Raw genomic sequence first — 19,748 nt, forward strand, 5'->3', positions numbered from 1 at the left:
CGAGTCCGTACGGGCGCTTTCAGAGGCGCCGCCCGCATGACGGCAGACGGCATGCGCGGCGAGTGCCCCGGCAGATCGACTTTCGAGCGGGAGACCGGGAGTGCTTCATCAAATCATCGACCGCAGGCTGGCCGGCAAGAACAAGAGCATCGCCAATCGCGAACGCTTTCTGCGTCGCGTCAAGAACTACATTCGTCGTGCCGTGTCCGACGCGGTGCGCGACCGTAGCATCAAGGATATCCAGAGCACGCAGAGCATCACGATCCCGCGCAAGGACATCGCGGAGCCGAATTTCCGGCACGCGCCGGGCGGGCGTCGCGAATATGTGCACCCGGGTAATGAAGACTACGTGCGCGGCGACAAGATTCCGCGTCCGCAGGGCGGCTCGGGCGGCGGCGGCAGTCAGGCGAGCAACGAGGGCGAAGGGCAGGACGACTTCGTGTTCGAGCTGTCGCGCGACGAATTCATGCAGTACTTCTTCGACGATCTCGAACTGCCGCGCCTCGTGAAGACGCACCTGCTGACGGTGCCGAGCTGGAAGAACGTGCGCGCGGGCTGGTCGGCGGAAGGTACGCCGAACAACATCGACGTCGTGCGTTCGCTGCGCAGCGCGCTCGGCCGGCGCATCGCGCTCGGCTCGCCGCTCGTCAACGAGCTGCGCGAGCTCGAGGCGCAGCTCGAAGCGCTGAAGAGCGACCCCGAAGACCGCCGCGCGGAAATCGCGACGCTCGAGGCGGAGATTCATCACCTGAAAGGGCGCATCTGGCGGATTCCGTTCATCGATCCGTTCGACCTGCGCTACATCAACCGAGTGAAGCAGCCGCAACCGTCGAGCCAGGCCGTGATGTTCTGCCTGATGGACGTGTCGGGCTCGATGGACGAGCAGCGCAAGGATCTCGCGAAGCGCTTCTTCATCCTGCTTTACCTGTTCCTCAAGCGCAACTACGAGCGCATCGAAGTCGTGTTCATCCGCCACCACACGCGCGCCGAGGAAGTCGACGAGGACACCTTCTTCCATTCGACCGAAAGCGGCGGCACGGTCGTGTCGAGCGCGCTCGAACTGATGCGCAAGGTGATGGACGAGCGCTACTCGCCGACCGAGTGGAACATCTACGGCGCGCAGGCATCCGACGGCGACAACTGGACTGACGATTCGCCCAAGTGTCGCAAAATCCTGGAAGAGGATATCCTCACCAAGACGCGTTACTTCGCGTATATCCAGGTCGCGCCGGAAGAGCAGAATCTGTGGCTGGAATACGCGCAACTGGCCCTGTCGCAACCGCATCTCGCGATGAAAAAAGTGGAATCGGCTGCGGACATTTACCCGGTGTTTCGCGAATTGTTCGAAAAGCAGGTGGAAATGTCATGACGACCCGCCATCTGCACAACGAGTCGCGCGGCTACGAGCCGCGCCCTTCCGGCGACGATACGGCCGGCCCTGCCGCACCGCAGCAACGCGCGCAGGCCGAACCGCCGCCGCCGGCCGCCGACTTGCCCGGTTCCGGGCAAAAGGAAGCGCGTATGAACGTTGCCGAACGCAAGCCGTTGCCGTGCCCGTCCGACTGGACGTTCGAATTGCTCGAGGAATACGACACGCACATCTCGCAGGTCGCCGAACAATACGAGCTCGACATCTACCCGATCCAGCTCGAACTGATCAGCGCCGAGCAGATGATGGATGCGTATGCGTCGGTCGGGATGCCCGTCAACTACCGTCACTGGTCGTTCGGCAAGCACTTCCTCGCGACCGAGAAGAGCTACCGCCGCGGCCAGATGGGCCTGGCCTACGAAATCGTCATCAATTCGAACCCGTGCATCGCGTATCTGATGGAAGAGAACACGATGACGATGCAGGCGCTCGTCATCGCGCACGCGGCGTACGGGCACAATTCGTTCTTCAAGGGCAATTACCTGTTCCGGCTGTGGACCGACGCGCACGCGATCATCGATTATCTCGTGTACGCGAAGAACTACGTCGCGGAATGCGAGGAGCGCTACGGCCTCGATCGCGTCGAGGAACTGCTCGACTCGTGCCATGCGCTGATGAATTACGGCGTCGACCGCTACAAGCGGCCGCAGAAACCGTCGCTGTCGAAGGAGGCGGCGCTGCGGCGCGAGCGCGAGGCGTACCTGCAGTCGCAGGTCAACGAGCTGTGGCGTACGCTGCCGGGCAAGAAACCGGAGCTGACGGAGGAGCAGGACGACCGCTATCCGTCCGAGCCGCAGGAGAACCTGTTGTATTTCGCGGAGAAGAATGCCCCGCTGCTCGAACCGTGGGAGCGGGAAGTGATCCGCATCGTGCGCAAGATCGGCCAGTATTTCTATCCGCAGCGGCAGACGCAGGTAATGAACGAAGGCTGGGCGACGTTCTGGCACTACACGCTGCTCAATACGCTGTACAACCAGGGCAAGCTGGAAGACGGCTTCATGATGGAGTTCCTGCATTCGCACAGCAACGTGGTCTATCAGCCACCCGTCACGAAGCCGTACTACAGCGGGATCAATCCGTATGCGCTCGGTTTCTCGATGATGAGTGACATCCGACGGATCTGCGAAGCGCCGACGGAGGAAGACTACAAGTGGTTTCCGGAGATCGCGGGCACGCCGTGGCTGCCGGCGATGCACTACGCGATGCGCAACTTCAAGGACGAGAGCTTCATCGCGCAGTACCTGTCGCCGAACCTGATTCGCGAGATGCGGCTCTTCTCGGTGCTCGACGACGACATGCGCGATTCGCTCGAGGTATCGGCGATCCACGACGATTCCGGCTACCAGTACGTGCGGCAGGCGTTGTCGCGGCAGTACGACATCCATCACCGCGAGCCGAACATCCAGGTGTGGGCCGTCAATACGCGCGGCGACCGCAGCCTCACGCTGCGCCACTTCATGACCGACAACCGCCACCTGTCGGGCGACAGCGACGAAGTGCTCAAGCACATGGCGCGGCTCTGGCAGTTCGACGTGTACCTGGAAAGCGTCGACGAGGCCGGCACCGTGCGCAAGCGCTACGAGTGCCGCTACGTGCCGCCGGAAGTGCGCGTGTGATCGTCGCCGCAGTCGGAAATGTTTGCATCGAACGCCAGCCTTCGGGCTGGCGTTTTCATATGACGAACGCGTGGCGGGAGAAAATTTTTCTACATCCGGACGAACCCGGAGCGCTTGTTACTTTACATTTCGCTAAAATCCCGTAGCGCCGTGCGCCGGAACCGGTGCCACGTGCGACCGCACGCGGCGGCCCCCAGCCGTCTCGCCCAGAAAGCACTAAAAGGAACAGACCAACCCATGGACGTCCAGACCGACCAAGCTGCGCTGTCCGCGCATGACACCCGGCGGCGCGTGTTCGCCATCGTCGGCGCCTCATCGGGCAACCTCGTCGAGTGGTTCGACTTCTACATCTACTCGTTCTGCGCGCTGTACTTCGCGCCGGCGTTCTTCCCGAGCGGCAACACGACGACGCAGTTGCTGAACACGGCCGGCGTGTTCGCGGCCGGCTTCCTGATGCGTCCGATCGGCGGCTGGCTGTTCGGCCGCATCGCCGACCGTCACGGCCGTCGCGCGGCGATGATGATCTCGGTGCTGATGATGTGCGGCGGGTCGCTCGTGATCGCGGTGCTGCCGACCTATGCGCAGATCGGCGCGCTCGCGCCGGCGCTGCTGCTGGTCGCGCGCCTGTTCCAGGGCCTGTCGGTGGGCGGCGAGTACGGGACGAGCGCGACCTACATGAGTGAAGTCGCGCTGAAGGGCCGTCGCGGCTTCTTCGCATCGTTCCAGTACGTGACGCTGATCGGCGGCCAGCTGTGCGCGCTGCTGGTACTCGTGATCCTGCAGCAGACGCTGTCCGCCGGCGAGCTGAAAGCATGGGGCTGGCGCATTCCGTTCGTGGTCGGCGCGGCGGCCGCGCTGATTTCGCTGTACCTGCGCAAGTCGCTCGACGAGACGTCGACGAGCGCATCGCGCGACAAGAAAGACGCCGGCACGATCCGCGGCGTGTGGCAGCACAAGGGCGCGTTCTTCACCGTGGTCGGCTTCACGGCCGGCGGCTCGCTGATCTTCTACACGTTCACGACGTACATGCAGAAGTACCTCGTGAACACGGCCGGCATGCACGCGAAGACGGCCAGCAACGTGATGACCGTCGCGCTGCTCGTCTACATGCTGATGCAGCCGGTGTTCGGCGCGCTGTCGGACAAGATCGGCCGCCGCACGTCGATGATCCTGTTCGGTTCGTTCGCGGTGATCGGCACGGTGCCGCTGATGCACGCGCTGAAGGACGTGACGAGCCCGGTGGCCGCATTCGTGCTGATCACGGTGGCGCTGGCGATCGTCAGTTTCTACACGTCGATCAGCGGCCTCATCAAGGCCGAGATGTTCCCGCCGGAAGTGCGCGCGATGGGCGTCGGCCTGTCGTATGCGGTGGCGAACGCGATCTTCGGCGGCTCGGCCGAGTACGTTGCGCTGTGGTTCAAGTCGATCGGCAGCGAGGAAACCTTCTACTGGTACGTGACCGTGCTGTGCGCGATCTCGCTGATCGTGTCGTGGCGGATGCGCGATCCGAGCAAGGAAGGGTATCTGCGTCACGAGCCGTGATCGGCCGCGCGTCGCGCGTACTTGCATGATGACGAACGTCCCGCCGGTTGGCGGGACGTTTTTTTGCGGCGTGCGATTCCGCACGCGCCGGCATGAGCGTGCCGCGTCATATCGATATGGAAATCGATTCGTTGTCCATGACGGGCGATTTCCTTAATCTGGCTGCGTAGTTCGTGTGACACCTCCTTGACTGGGATTCGCGCCCGCTGCTTGCAGCGGGCGTCTTTTTTTGTGTGACCGCGTGCGTGACCGCAGCCCATGTGCCTCATCACGAAACCCGCAGAGCAAAGCACCATTTGTTGGTTCGAATTCGCCGCACGCGCTGATACGTTAGCGGCTTCGCGACGACACACTTCGTCGCGATGTGTTTCGAACCGTGCCGCCGCGCGATCCGCGGCGGCCTCCATAACAAATCAGGTCGTGCTCATGAAAATCAACACGCTCGCTACGTGGCTCATCGGGGTCGCGCTCATCTCCGCAGGCACCGTCGCGCATGCGGACCGTCTCGACGACATCAAGAAGGCCGGCGTGCTGCGCGTCGCGACGTTCGACAGCAACCCGCCGTTCGGTTATGTCGACGCGAAAAGCAACCACATCGTCGGTCTCGACGTCGATTACGCGAAGGCGCTCGCCGACAAGCTCGGCGTGAAGCTGCAACTGCAACCGACCAACCCCGCGAACCGCATTCCGTTTTTGACGTCCGGCAAGGTCGATCTCGTGCTCGCGAACTTCACGATCACCGACGAGCGCGCGAAGCAGGTCGACTTCAGCATCCCGTATTTCTCGTCGGGCCAGCAGTTTCTCGCGAAGAAGGGCGTGCTGAAATCGGCCGACCAGCTGAACGCGCTGCGCGTCGGCGCGGACAAGGGCACGACGAACGAGATCACGCTGCGCGAGAAATTCCCGAAGGCGACGATCGTCGCGTACGACGACACGCCGTTCGCGTTCGCCGCCCTGCGCGCCGGCAACGTGCAGGCGATCACGCAGGACGGCCCGAAACTGATCGGCCTGCTCGCGAACGTGCCCGACAAGCAGAACTACGAGATCCCGGCGTTCACGATCTCGAACGACTACATGGGCGTCGGCGTGCCGAAGGGCGAAACGCGCCTGCTCGGCTTCGTCAACGACACGCTGAAGGGGCTCGAGGCGAACGGCCGCGCCACGCAGATCTACGACGCATGGTTCGGGCCGACGACGAAGACGCCGCTCACGCGAATTTTCCGGATCGGCGACAAGACCTGACCTTCGCTGCACGCGCGCCGCGATCGGCCGGAACACTGGCCGCGCGGCGCTTTTCGTTTTCATCTCCGACCGCGCGCGTCGTGCGCGCTCTCCAGCATGCTCGGATTGGCTCCCAAATATCTATCCTGGCTCTGGCAGGGCTTCCTGCTGACACTCGGCCTCGCGGCCGCGTCGGCGATTGCCGCGACCGTCGGCGGGCTGCTGCTCGCCGTGATGCGGCATGCGCGCGGCAGGACGCCGCGCGCGTTCGCCGCCGCGTACGTCGTCGCATTCCGCAACACGCCGCTGCTCGTGCAACTGCTGTTCTGGTATTTCGGCGTCGCGTCGTTGCTGCCCGATACGTGGATCGCGTGGCTCAATGCGCGTCATGCGGTGAGCGCCGGCCCGTTCACGATCGCGTGGCCGTCGTTCGAATTCGTCGCGGGCTGGGTGGGATTGAGCGCCTATACGGCTGCGTTCGTCGCCGAGGAATGCGAAGCCGGCCTGCGCGGCGTGCGGCGGGCGCAACACGATGCGGCGGCCGCGCTCGGCCTCACGCCGACGCAGTCGCTGCGTTACGTGGTGCTGCCGCAGGCCGTGCGCATCGCGCTGCCGCCGCTGTTCGGCCAATACATGAATCTCGTGAAGAACTCGTCGCTCGCGATGGCGATCGGCGTGGCCGAGCTGTCGTATGCGTCGCGGCAGGTCGAGACCGAGACGTTCAAGACGTTCGCCGCGTTCGGCGTCGCGACGCTGCTGTACGTCGCGGCGGTGGCCGCGATCGAGGCCGGTGCGTATGCGGCCACGCAATGGCGCGACCGGCTCGGAGCAGGGCGCTGACGATGGATCTTTCGCTGCTGCTCTCGAATCTGCCGTACCTGTTGGTCGGTGCGTTTCCGGACGGCCCGCTCGGCGGCGCCGCGCTGTCGCTGGTGCTTGCGCTCGCGAGCGCCATTGCGTCGGCCGTGCTCGGCGTGGCGCTCGGTGTCGCGATGGCGCTCGCACGCGGTCCGTCGCGCGTGCTGCTCCTCGCATTCATCGGTTTCTTCCGCGCGACTCCGGTGCTGATGCTGATCTTCTGGACGTATTTCCTGATGCCCGTGCTGCTGCACATGGACGTGCCGGGGCTCGCGACGGTCGTGTGCGCGCTGGCGCTGGTCGGCGGCGCGTATCTCGCGCATGCGGTGCATGCGGGGATCGTCGCGGCGGGCGACGGGCAATGGCAGGCGGGGCTCTCGCTCGGGCTCACGCGCTGGCAGACGGTGCGCTACGTGCTGCTGCCGCAGGCGATCCGGATCATGACGCCGTCGTTCGTCAACCAGTGGGTCGCGCTCGTGAAGGACACGTCGCTCGCGTATATCGTCGGCGTGCCGGAGCTGTCGTTCGTCGCAACGCAGGTGAACAACCGGCTGATGGTGTATCCGGCGCCGATCTTCCTGTTCGTCGCGGTGATCTATCTGGTGCTGTGCACGTCGCTCGATGGCGCGGCGCGGTGGTTGTTGTCGCGGGGGGCGCAGGCGCGGCGTGTCGAGAGCACGGCGGTCGAACGGATCAAATCCTTGCGATGATGTAATCCCGATAAGCAATTACAAGAGATCTGATTACAGGTCGCATGCCGATTCGACCTCGCAATTCTGTCAGGGATTTTTTTGAACTGATGGGTGAGGTAAGATTCGCCCGGATTGCCGTTAACAATACCGTCGATATTTGCAGTCGGCGGAGTATTTCATTATATAAAATATCGAGATAGTCGGATTGGCATGGCAGTAATCGACCGATGTATCGAGTCGTCTCGTCCGTCGCTTCCCGGCGACGATTGACACTCGTTGACGGTGCCTTTCCACGATTTCAAATAGATTCCACGCGATGTCCGAGGCCGTCAGGGCGGATCGAACGAAAATCGCGAGTAGACCAAGAAGATGAACAAAAACCATTATCGGCTGGTATTCAGCCGCGTACGGGGTATGTTGGTTGCCGTCGAAGAAACGGCCAGCAGCACGGGGAAAACAAATACGGGCGAGACTCGCCGTGTCGCCAAGCGCGGCGCCGAGCATCCGGCAGCGAAGTTCGCATTACGGGTGACTGCATTCGGCGCGCTGGTCGCAGCCGGCGCGAATCCGATATGGGCGACTGCGCAGATCGTCGGCGCGGGGCCTCACGCGCCCGCGGTGGTGCAGACGCCGAACGGCCTGCCGCAAGTCAACATCAACACGCCGAGCGCTGCCGGCGTGTCGCTGAACACCTATAACCAGTTCGACGTTCAGAAAAACGGCGCGATCCTGAACAACGCGTCGACGATCGTCAACACGCAGCAGGCCGGCTATATCAACGGCAACCCGAACCTGAGCGCGGGGCAGGCGGCGCGCATCATCGTCAACCAGGTCAACAGCACCGCGGCGAGCCAGATCAAGGGGTATGTGGAGATCGCGGGCAGCCGCGCGGAGATCGTGCTGGCCAACCCTGCCGGTATCGTCGTGGACGGTGGCGGGTTCATCAATACCTCGCGCGCGGTCTTGACAACCGGCGTGCCGCAGTTTGGCGCGGACGGGGCGTTGACGGGCTTCAATGTCAATCGCGGCCTCGTAACCGTGCAAGGCGCGGGCCTCGATACTTCGAATGTTGATCAGACCGACATCATCGCCCGTGCCATACAGGCTAATGCCGCGATCTATGCGAAGAATCTCAATGTAGTCGCCGGTACGAATCAGGTTAATCACGACACGCTTGCCGCGACGCAGGTCGCCGGTGACGGTCCTGCACCTGCTGTCGCGATTGACGTGGCTCAGTTAGGCGGCATGTATGCCAATAGGGTGTTTCTGGTTGGCAACTCCGCAGGCGTTGGTGTCGCGAACGCAGGGACGATCGCGGCGCAGGCAGGCGATTTGACGTTGCAATCGGACGGCCGGCTTGTGCTCGCGGGCAAGACCACGGCAAGCGGCAACCTTGCGATGTCGGCGTCGGGCGGCATCCAGAATAGCGGCACCACGTATGCGCAACAATCGTTGTCGGCGAACACTGCAGCCGATCTGACGAACAGCGGGACGCTCGCGGCGCAGCAAAATACGACGGTCAACGCCGGTAGCATCAACTCGACCGGCACGCTCGGGGCGGGCGTGAACAACGACGGTTCCGTGGCGCGCAGCGGCGACCTGAACCTGACCGTGTCGGGCCAACTGACCGCGACCGGCCAAAAAGTCGCGGGCGGTAACGCGTCGCTGACGGGCGGCAGTGTGAATCTCGCCGGCAGCCAGACCGCCGCGAACGGCAATCTGTCGCTGAACGCGACGGCCGGCGACGTGAATCTGTCGAACGCGACGACGAGCGCGCAAGGCGCCATTCAGGCGAACGCATCGGGCACCGTGATCAACGATCACGGCAGCCTGTCGAGCGGCAACGGCACGACGCTGACCGGCGGCAACCTGTCGAACCAGGGCGGCAAGGTGTCGTCGCAGGGGCAGCTGTCGGTCAACGTCGCAGGCCAGATCGCCAACCAGTCCGGCGAACTGGTATCCGAAAGCACGGCGGACGTGCGTGGCGGCGCCATCGCGAACAACCAGGGCACCGTTCAGAGCGCGGCTGGCATGACGGTGGCCGGTGCGTCGCTGGACAACACGGCGGGTCGGATTACGTCGCTCAACAGCGACGGCCTCTCCGTGACGACCAGCGGCCAGTTGACCAACGCAGCGGGCAAGACTGCAAACGGCGCGCAGGGCGGCGTGATCGGTGGCAACGGCGACGTCACCGTGCACGGCGGCAACGTTGCCAACCACGGGACGATGACGTCCAGTACGAATCTGCATGTCTCGGGACAATCGATCGACAATAGCGGTGGCGCTTTGCAGGCTACGCAAAAGGTGGCGGTCGATGCGGGCGCGCGTCTGATCAACAGCGGCGGCTCGATTGTCGCTCAGACGGCGGCACTGAGCGGCACGACCCTCGACAATAGCGCAGGCGCGGTGAAGGCCGACACGGTGTCGTTGAACGCGACCGACCTCGTGAATCACGGCGGCACGATCACGCAGATCGGCACCGGCGCGATGAGTGTGAACGTGTCGGGCACGCTCGACAATTCCGGCGGCGGCACGCTGCAAACCAACAGTACCGACCTGACGCTCGCTCCCGCCTTGCTGGTCAATGACGGCGGCAAGATCACGCATGCGGGCACCGGCACGCTTACGCTCGGCAACGGCACGGGATCAGTGTCGAACATCGGCGGTACGATCGCGAGCAACGGGCGCGTGGTGGCGCAATCGGCCACGCTGAACAACACGGCCGGCTCGATCAGCGGCCAAACCAGCCTGTCGGCCACGGTCGGTAGCGCGCTGAACAATACGAATGGCAAGCTGCTGTCCAATACGGACCTTGGCATCACCAGCGGCACGCTCACGAACGACGGCGGTCAGGTTAGCGCGACTACGAACGCGATGATCCACACGGGCTCGATGACGAACCTGAGCGGTTCGATCGTTGCGCCTAACCTGTCGGTGACGGCTGATTCGACGCTTAACAATAGCGGCGGCAAGCTCGAAGCCAACCAGCTCGCGTTGACCACACCGAACCTGACGAACCATGGCGGCACGATCACGCAATATGGCTCGTCGACCATGGCTGTCGACGTCAGCGGCACGCTCGATAACTCGGCAGCCGGTGTGATTCAGACGAACAGCACCGACCTTACGCTGACCCCGGCTTCGCTCGTGAACGATGGCGGCACGATTACGCATGCGGGTACCGGCACGCTGACGATTGGCAACGGCACTGGTTCGATTTCGAACGTCGACGGCTCGATCGCGAGCAATGGGCGAGTCGTCGCGCAAAGCGGTTCGCTGAACAACACGTCGGGGGCGATCAATGGCCAAGCCGGGGTGACAGCGACGATCGCCGGCGCATTGAACAACACGCATGGCAAGCTGTTGTCCAGTACGGACCTTGCCGTTTCCAGCGGCACGCTGACGAACGACGGTGGCCAAATTGGCGCAAGCGCGAACGCGATGATCTACACGGGCGCGATGTCGAACCTGAGCGGTTCGATCGTTGCGCCTAACCTGTCGGTGAAGGCCGACTCGACGCTTGACAACAATGACGGTTCGCTCGAAGCGAATCAGCTCGCGTTGAGCGCGTCGAATCTCACGAACCGCGGCGGCACGATTACGCAACTTGGCTCGTCGGCCATGGCTGTCAACGTCAGCGGCACGCTCGACAATTCGAATGGCGGCACGCTACAAACCAACAGTACGGACCTGACGCTTTCTCCTGCATCACTCGTGAACGATGGCGGCACGATTACGCATGCCGGCAGTGGCACGCTGACGCTTGGAAACGCGACGGGATCGGTATCGAACGTTGGCGGATCGATTGCAAGCAACGGTAGCGTCGTGGAGCACTCGGCCACGCTGAACAATACGTCGGGGTTGATCAACGGCAAATCCGGGTTGACGGCGACGGTCGGCAGCGCGTTGAACAATACGAACGGCAAGTTGCAGTCCCGTGCGGACCTTGGCATTTCCAGCAGCACGCTGACGAACGACGGCGGTCAGATTGGCGCGAGCACGAATGCGTCGATCCACACGGGCTCGATGACGAACCAGAGCGGATCGGTCAGCGCGTCCAATCTGTCCGTGACGGCCGGTTCGACGATCGACAACAGCAGGGGCAAGCTCGAAGCCAACCAACTTGCGTTGACCGCGCCGAACCTGACGAACCACGGCGGGACGATCACGCAATATGGCTCGTCAGCCATGGCTGTCAACGTCAGTGGTTCGCTCGACAACTCCGCAGCGGGCGTGATTCAAACGAACAGTGCGGACCTGACGCTGGTCGCTAGCCAATTGAACAATGCCGGCGGCACGATCACGCATGCCGGCACCGGGATGCTGACCATCGCGCCGGGTAACGGCGCGAGTGCGCTGAACAATGCAGGCGGGACCATTGTCACCAAGGGGCGAGCGGTTGTCGACGCGAGCAGTTGGGACAACTCGAACGGCATTCTCGCGGCACAGGGCGGCGTGACGGCGACGGTTGCGGGCGACGTGAACAACGCACAAGGGCTGGTGCGTGCGGGCGCGTCTCTGTCGTTGACGAGCGGCGGCGCGCTGGTGAACCAGGCCGGGCACCTTCAGGCCGGTCAGGCGACGGCGGGCGACACGAGCACGCTCGCGATTCATTCCGGATCGGTCAACAACGCCGACGGGGCCATTACCGACCTCGGTACGGGCGCGATGACCGTGCAGGGCGGCAACCAGATCACGAACAGCCGCGCGGGCAACGTGTCGGGCATGGGCGCGATCACCGGTAACGGCGACGTTACGATCAGCGCGACATCGATTTCGAACACGCAAGGCGGGCAGTTGAGCGGCACGAGCCTCCATGTTCAAGGGGCGACCTTGGACAACAGCGGCGGGCAAATCGGCAGCGTTGCGAATTCGAGCGGCAACGTGGACGTGACGACGAGCGCCGCACTCACGAATACGAATGGGCAAATCAGCTCGACGCACGACCTGACGATCACGGCTCCGACACTGCAAGGCGGCGGCGCGTATAGCGCAGCGCACGATGTACGCGTGAATCTGCAAGGCGATTACACGACAACGCCGGATACGCAGTTCAACGTCGGCAACGACCTTACCTTTGCGCTACCCGGCACGTTCACCAACAACGCGGGTTTCCAAACCATCAATGGCCTGAACATTAACGCGGCCAATATCGTCAATTCGGGCGCGTTGTCGGCCGGTGGACTGCTGCATACGCAATCGAGCAATCTGTCCAACACCGGGTCGCTGGTGGGAGGGAGCGTCTCGCTCAACGCAACCGGCACGGTGTCGAACGTTGGGTCGACGGCGTTGATTGGCGCATCGGATAGCAACGGCAAGCTTGAAATTCTCGCGCACGACATCGAAAACCGTGACGACGCGACGGCGACCGATTCGATGCCGACGACGGCGATTTTCGGGATGGGTAAGGTTGTGCTCGCGGGCGGCAAGGATGCGAGCGGCAATTATACGAACGCGTCGCTGATCAATAACGTATCCGCTCTGATTCAGTCCGGCGGTGATATGGAGCTGCACGCCGACAAGGTGACGAGCACGCGTCGTGTGATGAGCACGACGGGAAGCACGAGTAACGTTGATCCGGCGGCCCTCGCGCAATACGGCATTAGCCTGTCAGGTTGCGCATCGTACTTTGTGGTGAATTGCGCGGGAGGGGGACAGATGATCGCCGGTCTCGGGCCCTCCAACATCACACCGGCCATAACAGCCGCCTTGATCGCCCAGCCGGGCGGTATGTACATTGACCCGCCGCACGGCGGCCAGTGGAACAGCGGGTACTTCTACACGACCTATACTGGAACGGCTGTGGGGAACACGGTCACGGCATTGAGCCCGACTGCGCAAATCGTGTCGGGCGGCAGTCTTAACGCAACATCGACCGGTACCCTGCAAAACTACTGGAGCAGTATCACGGCCGTTGGCAACCTCAACTTGCCGCAAAACTATGACGGCAACGGTTGGGCGGCGACGGGCCAGCAGGCGCCGACCGTGACGGTGACGTACTCGGGCCAGTACCACTACAACAACTACGACAGCAGCGAATATAACTGGCAATTGCCGTTTGGCAACGCCCCGTTCGTGACGGGCCGGCCGGGCGGCTATACCCAAGTCGCGCCAGCAGACGTCAAGACCTACCGTCTGCCGGCCTACGATTCGACCTTGGGTTCGAACGGTACGATTTCCGGCACGGGCGTGAGCATCAACAATACCGCAGGCAACGCATCGCTTCCGTCGCTCGGGCTGCTGCCCGGTCAATCGATCACGGGTTTGACGCCGGTCTCGCTCAATGGCGCAGCGGCGGGTTCGGGGGCGACGGTGACGCCTGCCACGCTCAACGGCAATGCAACGGCCTCGGCAACGACTGGTGGCGCCGTTCGAGGAACGATCGCGGGCGCGGGCGCCCAGTCGGCGGCGCCGGTGCATGGCGGCGCCTCAACACCGGTCGATCGGATCATTGCAAGCGCGACTGCGTTGAACGTGCTGAACAACCTGACGATTCCGCAGGGTGGCTTGTACCGACCGAATCCGTCGCCGAATGCGAGCTACGTGATCGAGACGAACCCGGCGTTCACGAACCAAAAGAGCTTCATTTCAAGTGACTATTTCTTCGGTCAGATTGGCGTCGACCTGACCCACATTCCGAAGCGACTGGGCGACGGGTTCTATGAGCAACAGCTTGTTCGTAATCAGGTGACGGCGCTGACCGGCCGCGCGGTATTGGGTCCATACGCGGACCTTCAGGCGATGTATCAGCAACTGATGGCGGCGGGCGCATCGTTGGAGAAGTCGCTTAATCTGCCGCTGGGCGCGAGCCTGTCTTCGGAGCAGGTATCGAAGCTGACCGGTAACGTGATCATGATGGAAACGCGCGTGGTCGACGGTCAGTCGGTGCTCGTGCCGGTCGTGTATCTGGCACAGGCGAACCAGCAGAACATCAATGGTCCGCTGATCACCGCCACCGACATCGATCTGAAGGACGCGCAGAACTTCACGAACAGCGGCACGCTGAAGGCGGACAATTCGCTGTCGATTCAAGGCAAGCAGATCGACAACGCGTTCGGTGCGCTTCAAAGCGGCGGCCTCATGTCGCTGAAGACGGACGGAAATGTCGACCTGACCTCGGCGAAGGTGAATGCGGGTAGCCTGAAGCTGAATGCAGGCGGTGATCTCATTCTCAATAGCGCGGTGAATACCGACACCCAGGTAAGCCGCGACGGTGCGACGAGCGTCAAGACGACGCTTGGGCCGATTGCTCAACTCGACGTCAAGGGCGACGCGGCGATCATCGCCGGCGGCAACCTTGAACAGCATGCGGGTGCGCTGACAGTTGGCGGGAATCTCGGCCTGCTTGTTGGCGGGAACTACGGCCTCGGTACGCAGCAAGTCGGCGAACACAAGATCGTGCAGCGCGCGAATGGCGTATCGAATACCGACATCAACGGTGTGGTTGGGAGCGCTGTGAATATTGGTGGCGTGTCGATGATCGGGGTGAATGGCGATCTGACCGCAGCCGGCGCGCAAATCAACCTGGGCAACGGGGGCACGATCGCCGCCAAGGGGAATGTCACGCTTGGCGCGGCGAGCACGACCTCGACGATCGACAGCAACAGTTCGGGTAGCGACCACCACGGCAGCTATTCGGAAACATTGCACACGTCCGACCAGACCGTGGTTGGCACGGCGGTGCATAGCGGCAATACCGTGAACGTTGCTTCAGGCAAGGACATCAACGTCATCGGAAGCACGATCTCGCTTGACCAGGGCAACGTGGGCCTGATGGCAGTCGGCAACGTGAACGTCGGCGCGGCGACCGAAACCCATGTGTCGAACATGGACGAGTCGCACGACCACGGTGGCGTCGCAAGTCATGCGAGCGCGACAAACCGGGTTGATCAGACCACCACGTATGCCAATGGCAGCACGATCTCGGCCGATGGCGTAACGGTCGTAAGCGGGAAAGACATCAACGTCACCGGTAGCTCCATTGTCGGGACGCACGATGTGGCACTGTCGGCCAAGGACAATGTCAACATCACTGCAGCAACCAACACGTATCAGGACAACGAGTATCACCAAGAGAAGCATTCGGGCCTGTCCGGCTCGGGTGGTCTGGGTATCACGATCGGATCGAGCGAAAAGAGCGATCGATATAACGCAACTTCGACGACGCAAAGCCAATCACGCAGCTCCGTCGGCAGCGTCGAAGGCAACGTGAAGGTGTCGGCTGGCAAGGACGTTCATATCGGCGGTAGCGATGTGGTCGCCGGCAAGGCGGTGGACGACGTCAAGGGCGCGACGGGTAACATCAGCATTGCTGGCGAGAACGTCACGATCGACTCGGGACAGGACCGTGCGCAATCGCATGATCAGCAAGAAGCGCGTTCGAGCGGGTTGACGGTGGCGGTCACTGGTACGCCGTTTGATACGGTGCGCAACCTGAAAGCGGATGCGTCCTCGGGCAACGGTTTCCAGCGAGGCCAATCGGTGCTGACCGAAATCGGCGCAAGTGCGGCCGATGTGCCGTCGATTTCGGTGACGTACGGTCGGAGCCGTAGCAGCAGTACGACCGACATGTCGAGTTTGACGAATGCGGGAAGCACGGTGCGTGGCGGCGGCAACGTGACCGTGAAAGCGACCGGCGGTGCGCAGAAAGATGCGAATGGGAACACCGTGGACGGCGATATTGCCGTGATTGGCTCCGCGATCAGCGCTGGCGGTACGGCGACGCTGGATGCCAACCGCGACGTGACGTTGCAGGCGTCGACCGATCAGCTTCGGCAGAGTACGTCGTCGAGCAGTTCCAGCACGAGCCTCGCGCTACTGTCGGCGCCGAGCCTTGGAGACGTCGCTCGCTGGATCGGCGGCACGGCCAACAGTGGCGGGAACAGTCCGTCACCGTACAACGCGAGCCGGAGCAATTCGGACGGCAGCCAGACGATGACCCAGCAAACGGCGTCGTCGGTCACTGGCAATAGCGTTGTCATCAAGAGCAAGACGGGCGACATTAACGTCGTCGGGTCGGGCATCAGCGGAACGCAGGGCGTCGATCTCGTCGCTACACAGGGCGCGATCAATGTACTGGCGGGGCTCGAAACCAACGTGACGCACCAGGAATCGAGTAGCCACCAGGTTGGCAGCCTCGGTAGCAACGGCACGGCGACCGGTTTTTCGGTCGGTGTGGCGAATAGCCATAGCGTGCAGGACACGTCGTCGCAAACGCAGAGCACGATGCGCAGCCAGATTGTGAGCGGCAACGGCAACGTGACGCTCGATGCGAAGCAGGACATTACGGTGGCAGGCTCCGACCTGAGTGCGGGTAAGGATTTGACGCTGATCGGCAAGAACTTGAATCTCGATCCGGGAACGGACGCGACACAGAGCCGCATGAGTCAGGATTCGAGCCAGTTCGGCGTCAGTGTTGCGCTTGGCGGTGCAGTGGGCAATGCAATCGCGCAGGCGAACCAGGCGTTTGGCCAGCCGGCGCGCGGCGGCGACTCGCGATTGGCGGCGCTCGACAAGGTACAGGCCGGACTTGCCGCATACAACGCATATCAAGTTGGTAGTGCATTGAGTAACGGGCAGCCAACGAATCAGGCACTGGTCAAGGCGACGGTCAGCATTGGCGGCGGTACCAGCCACAGCGAAGCGCAATCGAGCTCGGTCGCCAACGACGGGAGCACGCTGCACGCTGGCGGTAAGGCAACGCTGATTGCAACGGGGAGCGGAGCCAAGGATGCAAATGGCTTTGCGACCGACGGTGACATCAATGCCAGCGGGACGCAGATTAGCGCGCAGCACGTTGAGCTGAGCGCGGCGCGCGACATCAACCTGACGAGCGCGAAGGATACGAGCCAGCAATCGAGCAGTAACAGTAGCAGCAGCGGGAGTATCGGTGTCGGAGCCGCTCTCGGTGGACAGCAGAATGGTTTCACGCTTGAGCTTGGCGCGAGCACGGCACACGGCCATGCGAACGGTAACAGTGTGACGAATCGGGATACGCAGATTAACGCGAGCGATACGCTGTCGATTACGAGCGGACGCGATACGAACTTGCGTGGAGCCGAGGTGTCGGGCAATACGATCAACGCGAGTGTCGGGCGCGACCTGAACGTCCAGAGCCAGCAAGACACCAGCACCTACGACAGCAAGCAATCGAGCGCCGGATTCCAGGCAAGTATTTGCGTGCCGCCGTTCTGCTATGGCCAGACGGTCAGCGGCAGCGCGAGCGCGAGCGAGCAGAACATCAACGCGAACTATCAATCGGTGAACCAGCAAAGCGGCATCTATGCGGGTACCGGCGGGTATAACGTGAACGTTGGGAACCATACGCAGCTCGACGGTGGCGTGATCGCCAGCACGGCGACGCCTGATAAGAACAGCTTGTCGACGCAGACGCTTGGCTATTCGAATCTGGAGAACCACGCGTCTTACTCGGGCGATACGGTGGGCGTCAGCGCGAGCGGTGGATTCGGGAACAGCACGCCGGGGGGCGTGAATCTCAATACGCCTGTCAAGCAGGGCGCTAACAACACAACGGGAGCGCTGAATTCGCAGGGCCTGGGGCCGAGCGGATTCTCGGCAGCTGGCACGAGCAGCGACGCGTCGGGGACGACCTATGCGGCTGTCAGTCCTGGGAAGATCACGGTACGCGGTGACACGGGTACCGGACACGACAGCACTGCTGGGCTGAGCCGCGACACGGCGAATGCGAACGGTGCGGTACAGAACACGTTCAATGCGCAGAACGTGCAGAACGACATCGCGGTTCAGCAGTCGGTCGGCCAAGTCGGTATGCAGGTGGTGGGCGACGTAGCGAACGCATTGCAAAACAAGGCGATCGCAGACGAAACCAAGGCCCGACTGGCATATGCCAACGCTAGTGCCACAGGCGACACGGCCGGGATGGCCCAGGCACAGGCAGATTTCACGGCGGCGCAACAGCAGGAAGCTTTGTGGGGTAACGATGGTGCCGCACGCATTGCGTCGCACGCAGGAGTAGCTGCAATCGGGGCGGCGATGGGCGGTGGCAATGTGGCCGGGGCGGCCGCTGGCACGGTAGCCGGTGACATGGCAGGCAACGCCGTTGGGAACGCGCTCGGCGATACACTGGGCGGCACGTTGTTGGCGAATGCGGCATCGGGGCTGGCTGGTGCGGCGGCGGGCGGTTTGCTGGGCGGCTCGGCTGGTGCGATGAGCGGCGCAAATGGTGCATTGAGCGCGGATCTGTTCAATCGCCAACTTCACCCGCAAGAACGCACCATGATTTCTACGGCGGCGAAGGGTATTGCAGCCGCGATCGGTAAGACACAGGCTGATCAAGCGACGCTGACTGACTACTGGACCAATATGCTGACGTTGGCGGCAGGCGCAAAGGTAGACGCGGCCGCGCAGTCGCAGCTCACGAACTACGTATTCCAGTTAGCGCAGGCTGCCCAAGCGTCGGGCAATACGCAGACCCTGAACAGCTTTATGCAAAATCTGGTGATTGCACAGAACGCGATCGATCGGATGTCGGGCTACACGATCTCGGGGACGACCGGTCCGATCGTGGCGGATGGTAGCCCGGTCAAGACGTTCCAATCGACTACTGCGCAGTACAACGATAAGTACTTGTTCGATTCACCGGCTGGCACCGCGCAGGCGTTAGCGCTGGGACAGACGCCACATACAGCGGGGATTGGAGAGAAAAACTACGCTACGGCCGGTGCGATAAATCAGCAGGTGGCGGGCTTTGAGCAAAACGTGCTTCAGCGAGCTGGGGCGTCGAACGGCGCAGTTACGCCGGACTACACGGTCGAGAATCTGGTAGGGGGGGCGGCCGTTGGCAAGATTGTTTCACGCGTGCTCGGCGCGGTTTTCGGCTCAGGAGCCGAAGGAGCGGTGCAAGCCGCCGTAGACAGCAAAGTTGCTGGTGTATCGGATGGCGCTGGCGGTGCTGTTGGAGTACCCAAGACTATTCCTTATCAGCCGAGCGGGACCGTGATTCTGCAGGGAAATGCGCCAGTATGTGGTCCAGCGTGTGCGGCAATGGTTATTACAGATAACACCGGAAACTCAGTCAGTTTGGCAGACGCGATAGGTAGTTTCACAAATGGCATCCGACCAACGGGCGTCAGCACGACCGAGCTATCGAGCGTAATATCAAACGCTGGAGTGCAGAATACTGTTGAGACGGTGATGTTGCCAGGGCAACTGAGTCGAGTGTTGTCAAATGGGCAGTCGGCAATAGTTAATGTTAACGGGCACTTTATCATCGTGGACAGCGAAACGATGGTTAACGGAGTCTCGTACTACATGACTCGGGACCCTTACGTGGGTCCCCGTGGAGTCTTGGCTAGCGCACTAAATTCTGCTATGTCACGTGGCGTCAATGCAATTGTGATAGGGAAGTAA

General features: G+C 62.4%; 7 protein-coding genes. All 7 read left to right on the forward strand.

The window, feature by feature from the left end:
* The first annotated feature begins 100 nt into the window (after positions 1-100).
* The 7 genes from J8I35_RS12265 to J8I35_RS12295 all read left to right on the forward strand — a co-directional run bounded on the left by J8I35_RS12265 (position 101) and on the right by J8I35_RS12295 (position 19,748).
* Complete coding sequence (locus J8I35_RS12265) at positions 101-1,369, forward strand: YeaH/YhbH family protein (RefSeq protein ID WP_006476064.1); 1,269 nt, start codon at positions 101-103, stop codon at positions 1,367-1,369.
* Positions 1,366-3,045, forward strand: coding sequence for a SpoVR family protein (locus tag J8I35_RS12270; RefSeq protein ID WP_050012590.1), 1,680 nt, complete (start codon positions 1,366-1,368; stop codon positions 3,043-3,045). Before J8I35_RS12265 ends, J8I35_RS12270 begins: the two co-directional genes overlap by 4 nt.
* A 237-nt stretch (positions 3,046-3,282) precedes the next feature.
* A complete protein-coding gene (locus J8I35_RS12275) occupies positions 3,283-4,587 on the forward strand; it encodes an MFS family transporter (RefSeq protein ID WP_050012591.1) in 1,305 nt (434 codons plus the stop codon).
* Between the two features lie 426 nt (positions 4,588-5,013).
* Positions 5,014-5,829: an ABC transporter substrate-binding protein gene (locus J8I35_RS12280; protein ID WP_209925573.1), complete on the forward strand. Its 816-nt coding sequence runs from the start codon at positions 5,014-5,016 to the stop codon at positions 5,827-5,829.
* A 96-nt stretch (positions 5,830-5,925) separates the two neighbouring features.
* On the forward strand, positions 5,926-6,648 hold the full coding sequence (locus J8I35_RS12285) for an amino acid ABC transporter permease (RefSeq protein ID WP_124714634.1): 723 nt from the start codon (positions 5,926-5,928) through the stop codon (positions 6,646-6,648).
* 2 nt (positions 6,649-6,650) lie between these two features.
* Positions 6,651-7,376 (forward strand): amino acid ABC transporter permease, encoded by a 726-nt coding sequence (locus J8I35_RS12290; RefSeq protein ID WP_209925574.1) that lies wholly within the window; start codon positions 6,651-6,653, stop codon positions 7,374-7,376.
* Positions 7,377-7,727: 351 nt separating this feature from the next.
* Complete coding sequence (locus J8I35_RS12295; RefSeq protein ID WP_209925576.1) at positions 7,728-19,748, forward strand: hemagglutinin repeat-containing protein; 12,021 nt, start codon at positions 7,728-7,730, stop codon at positions 19,746-19,748.

Source organism: Burkholderia sp. CpTa8-5 (genome assembly GCF_017815045.1).
Classification (GTDB): domain Bacteria; phylum Pseudomonadota; class Gammaproteobacteria; order Burkholderiales; family Burkholderiaceae; genus Burkholderia; species Burkholderia sola.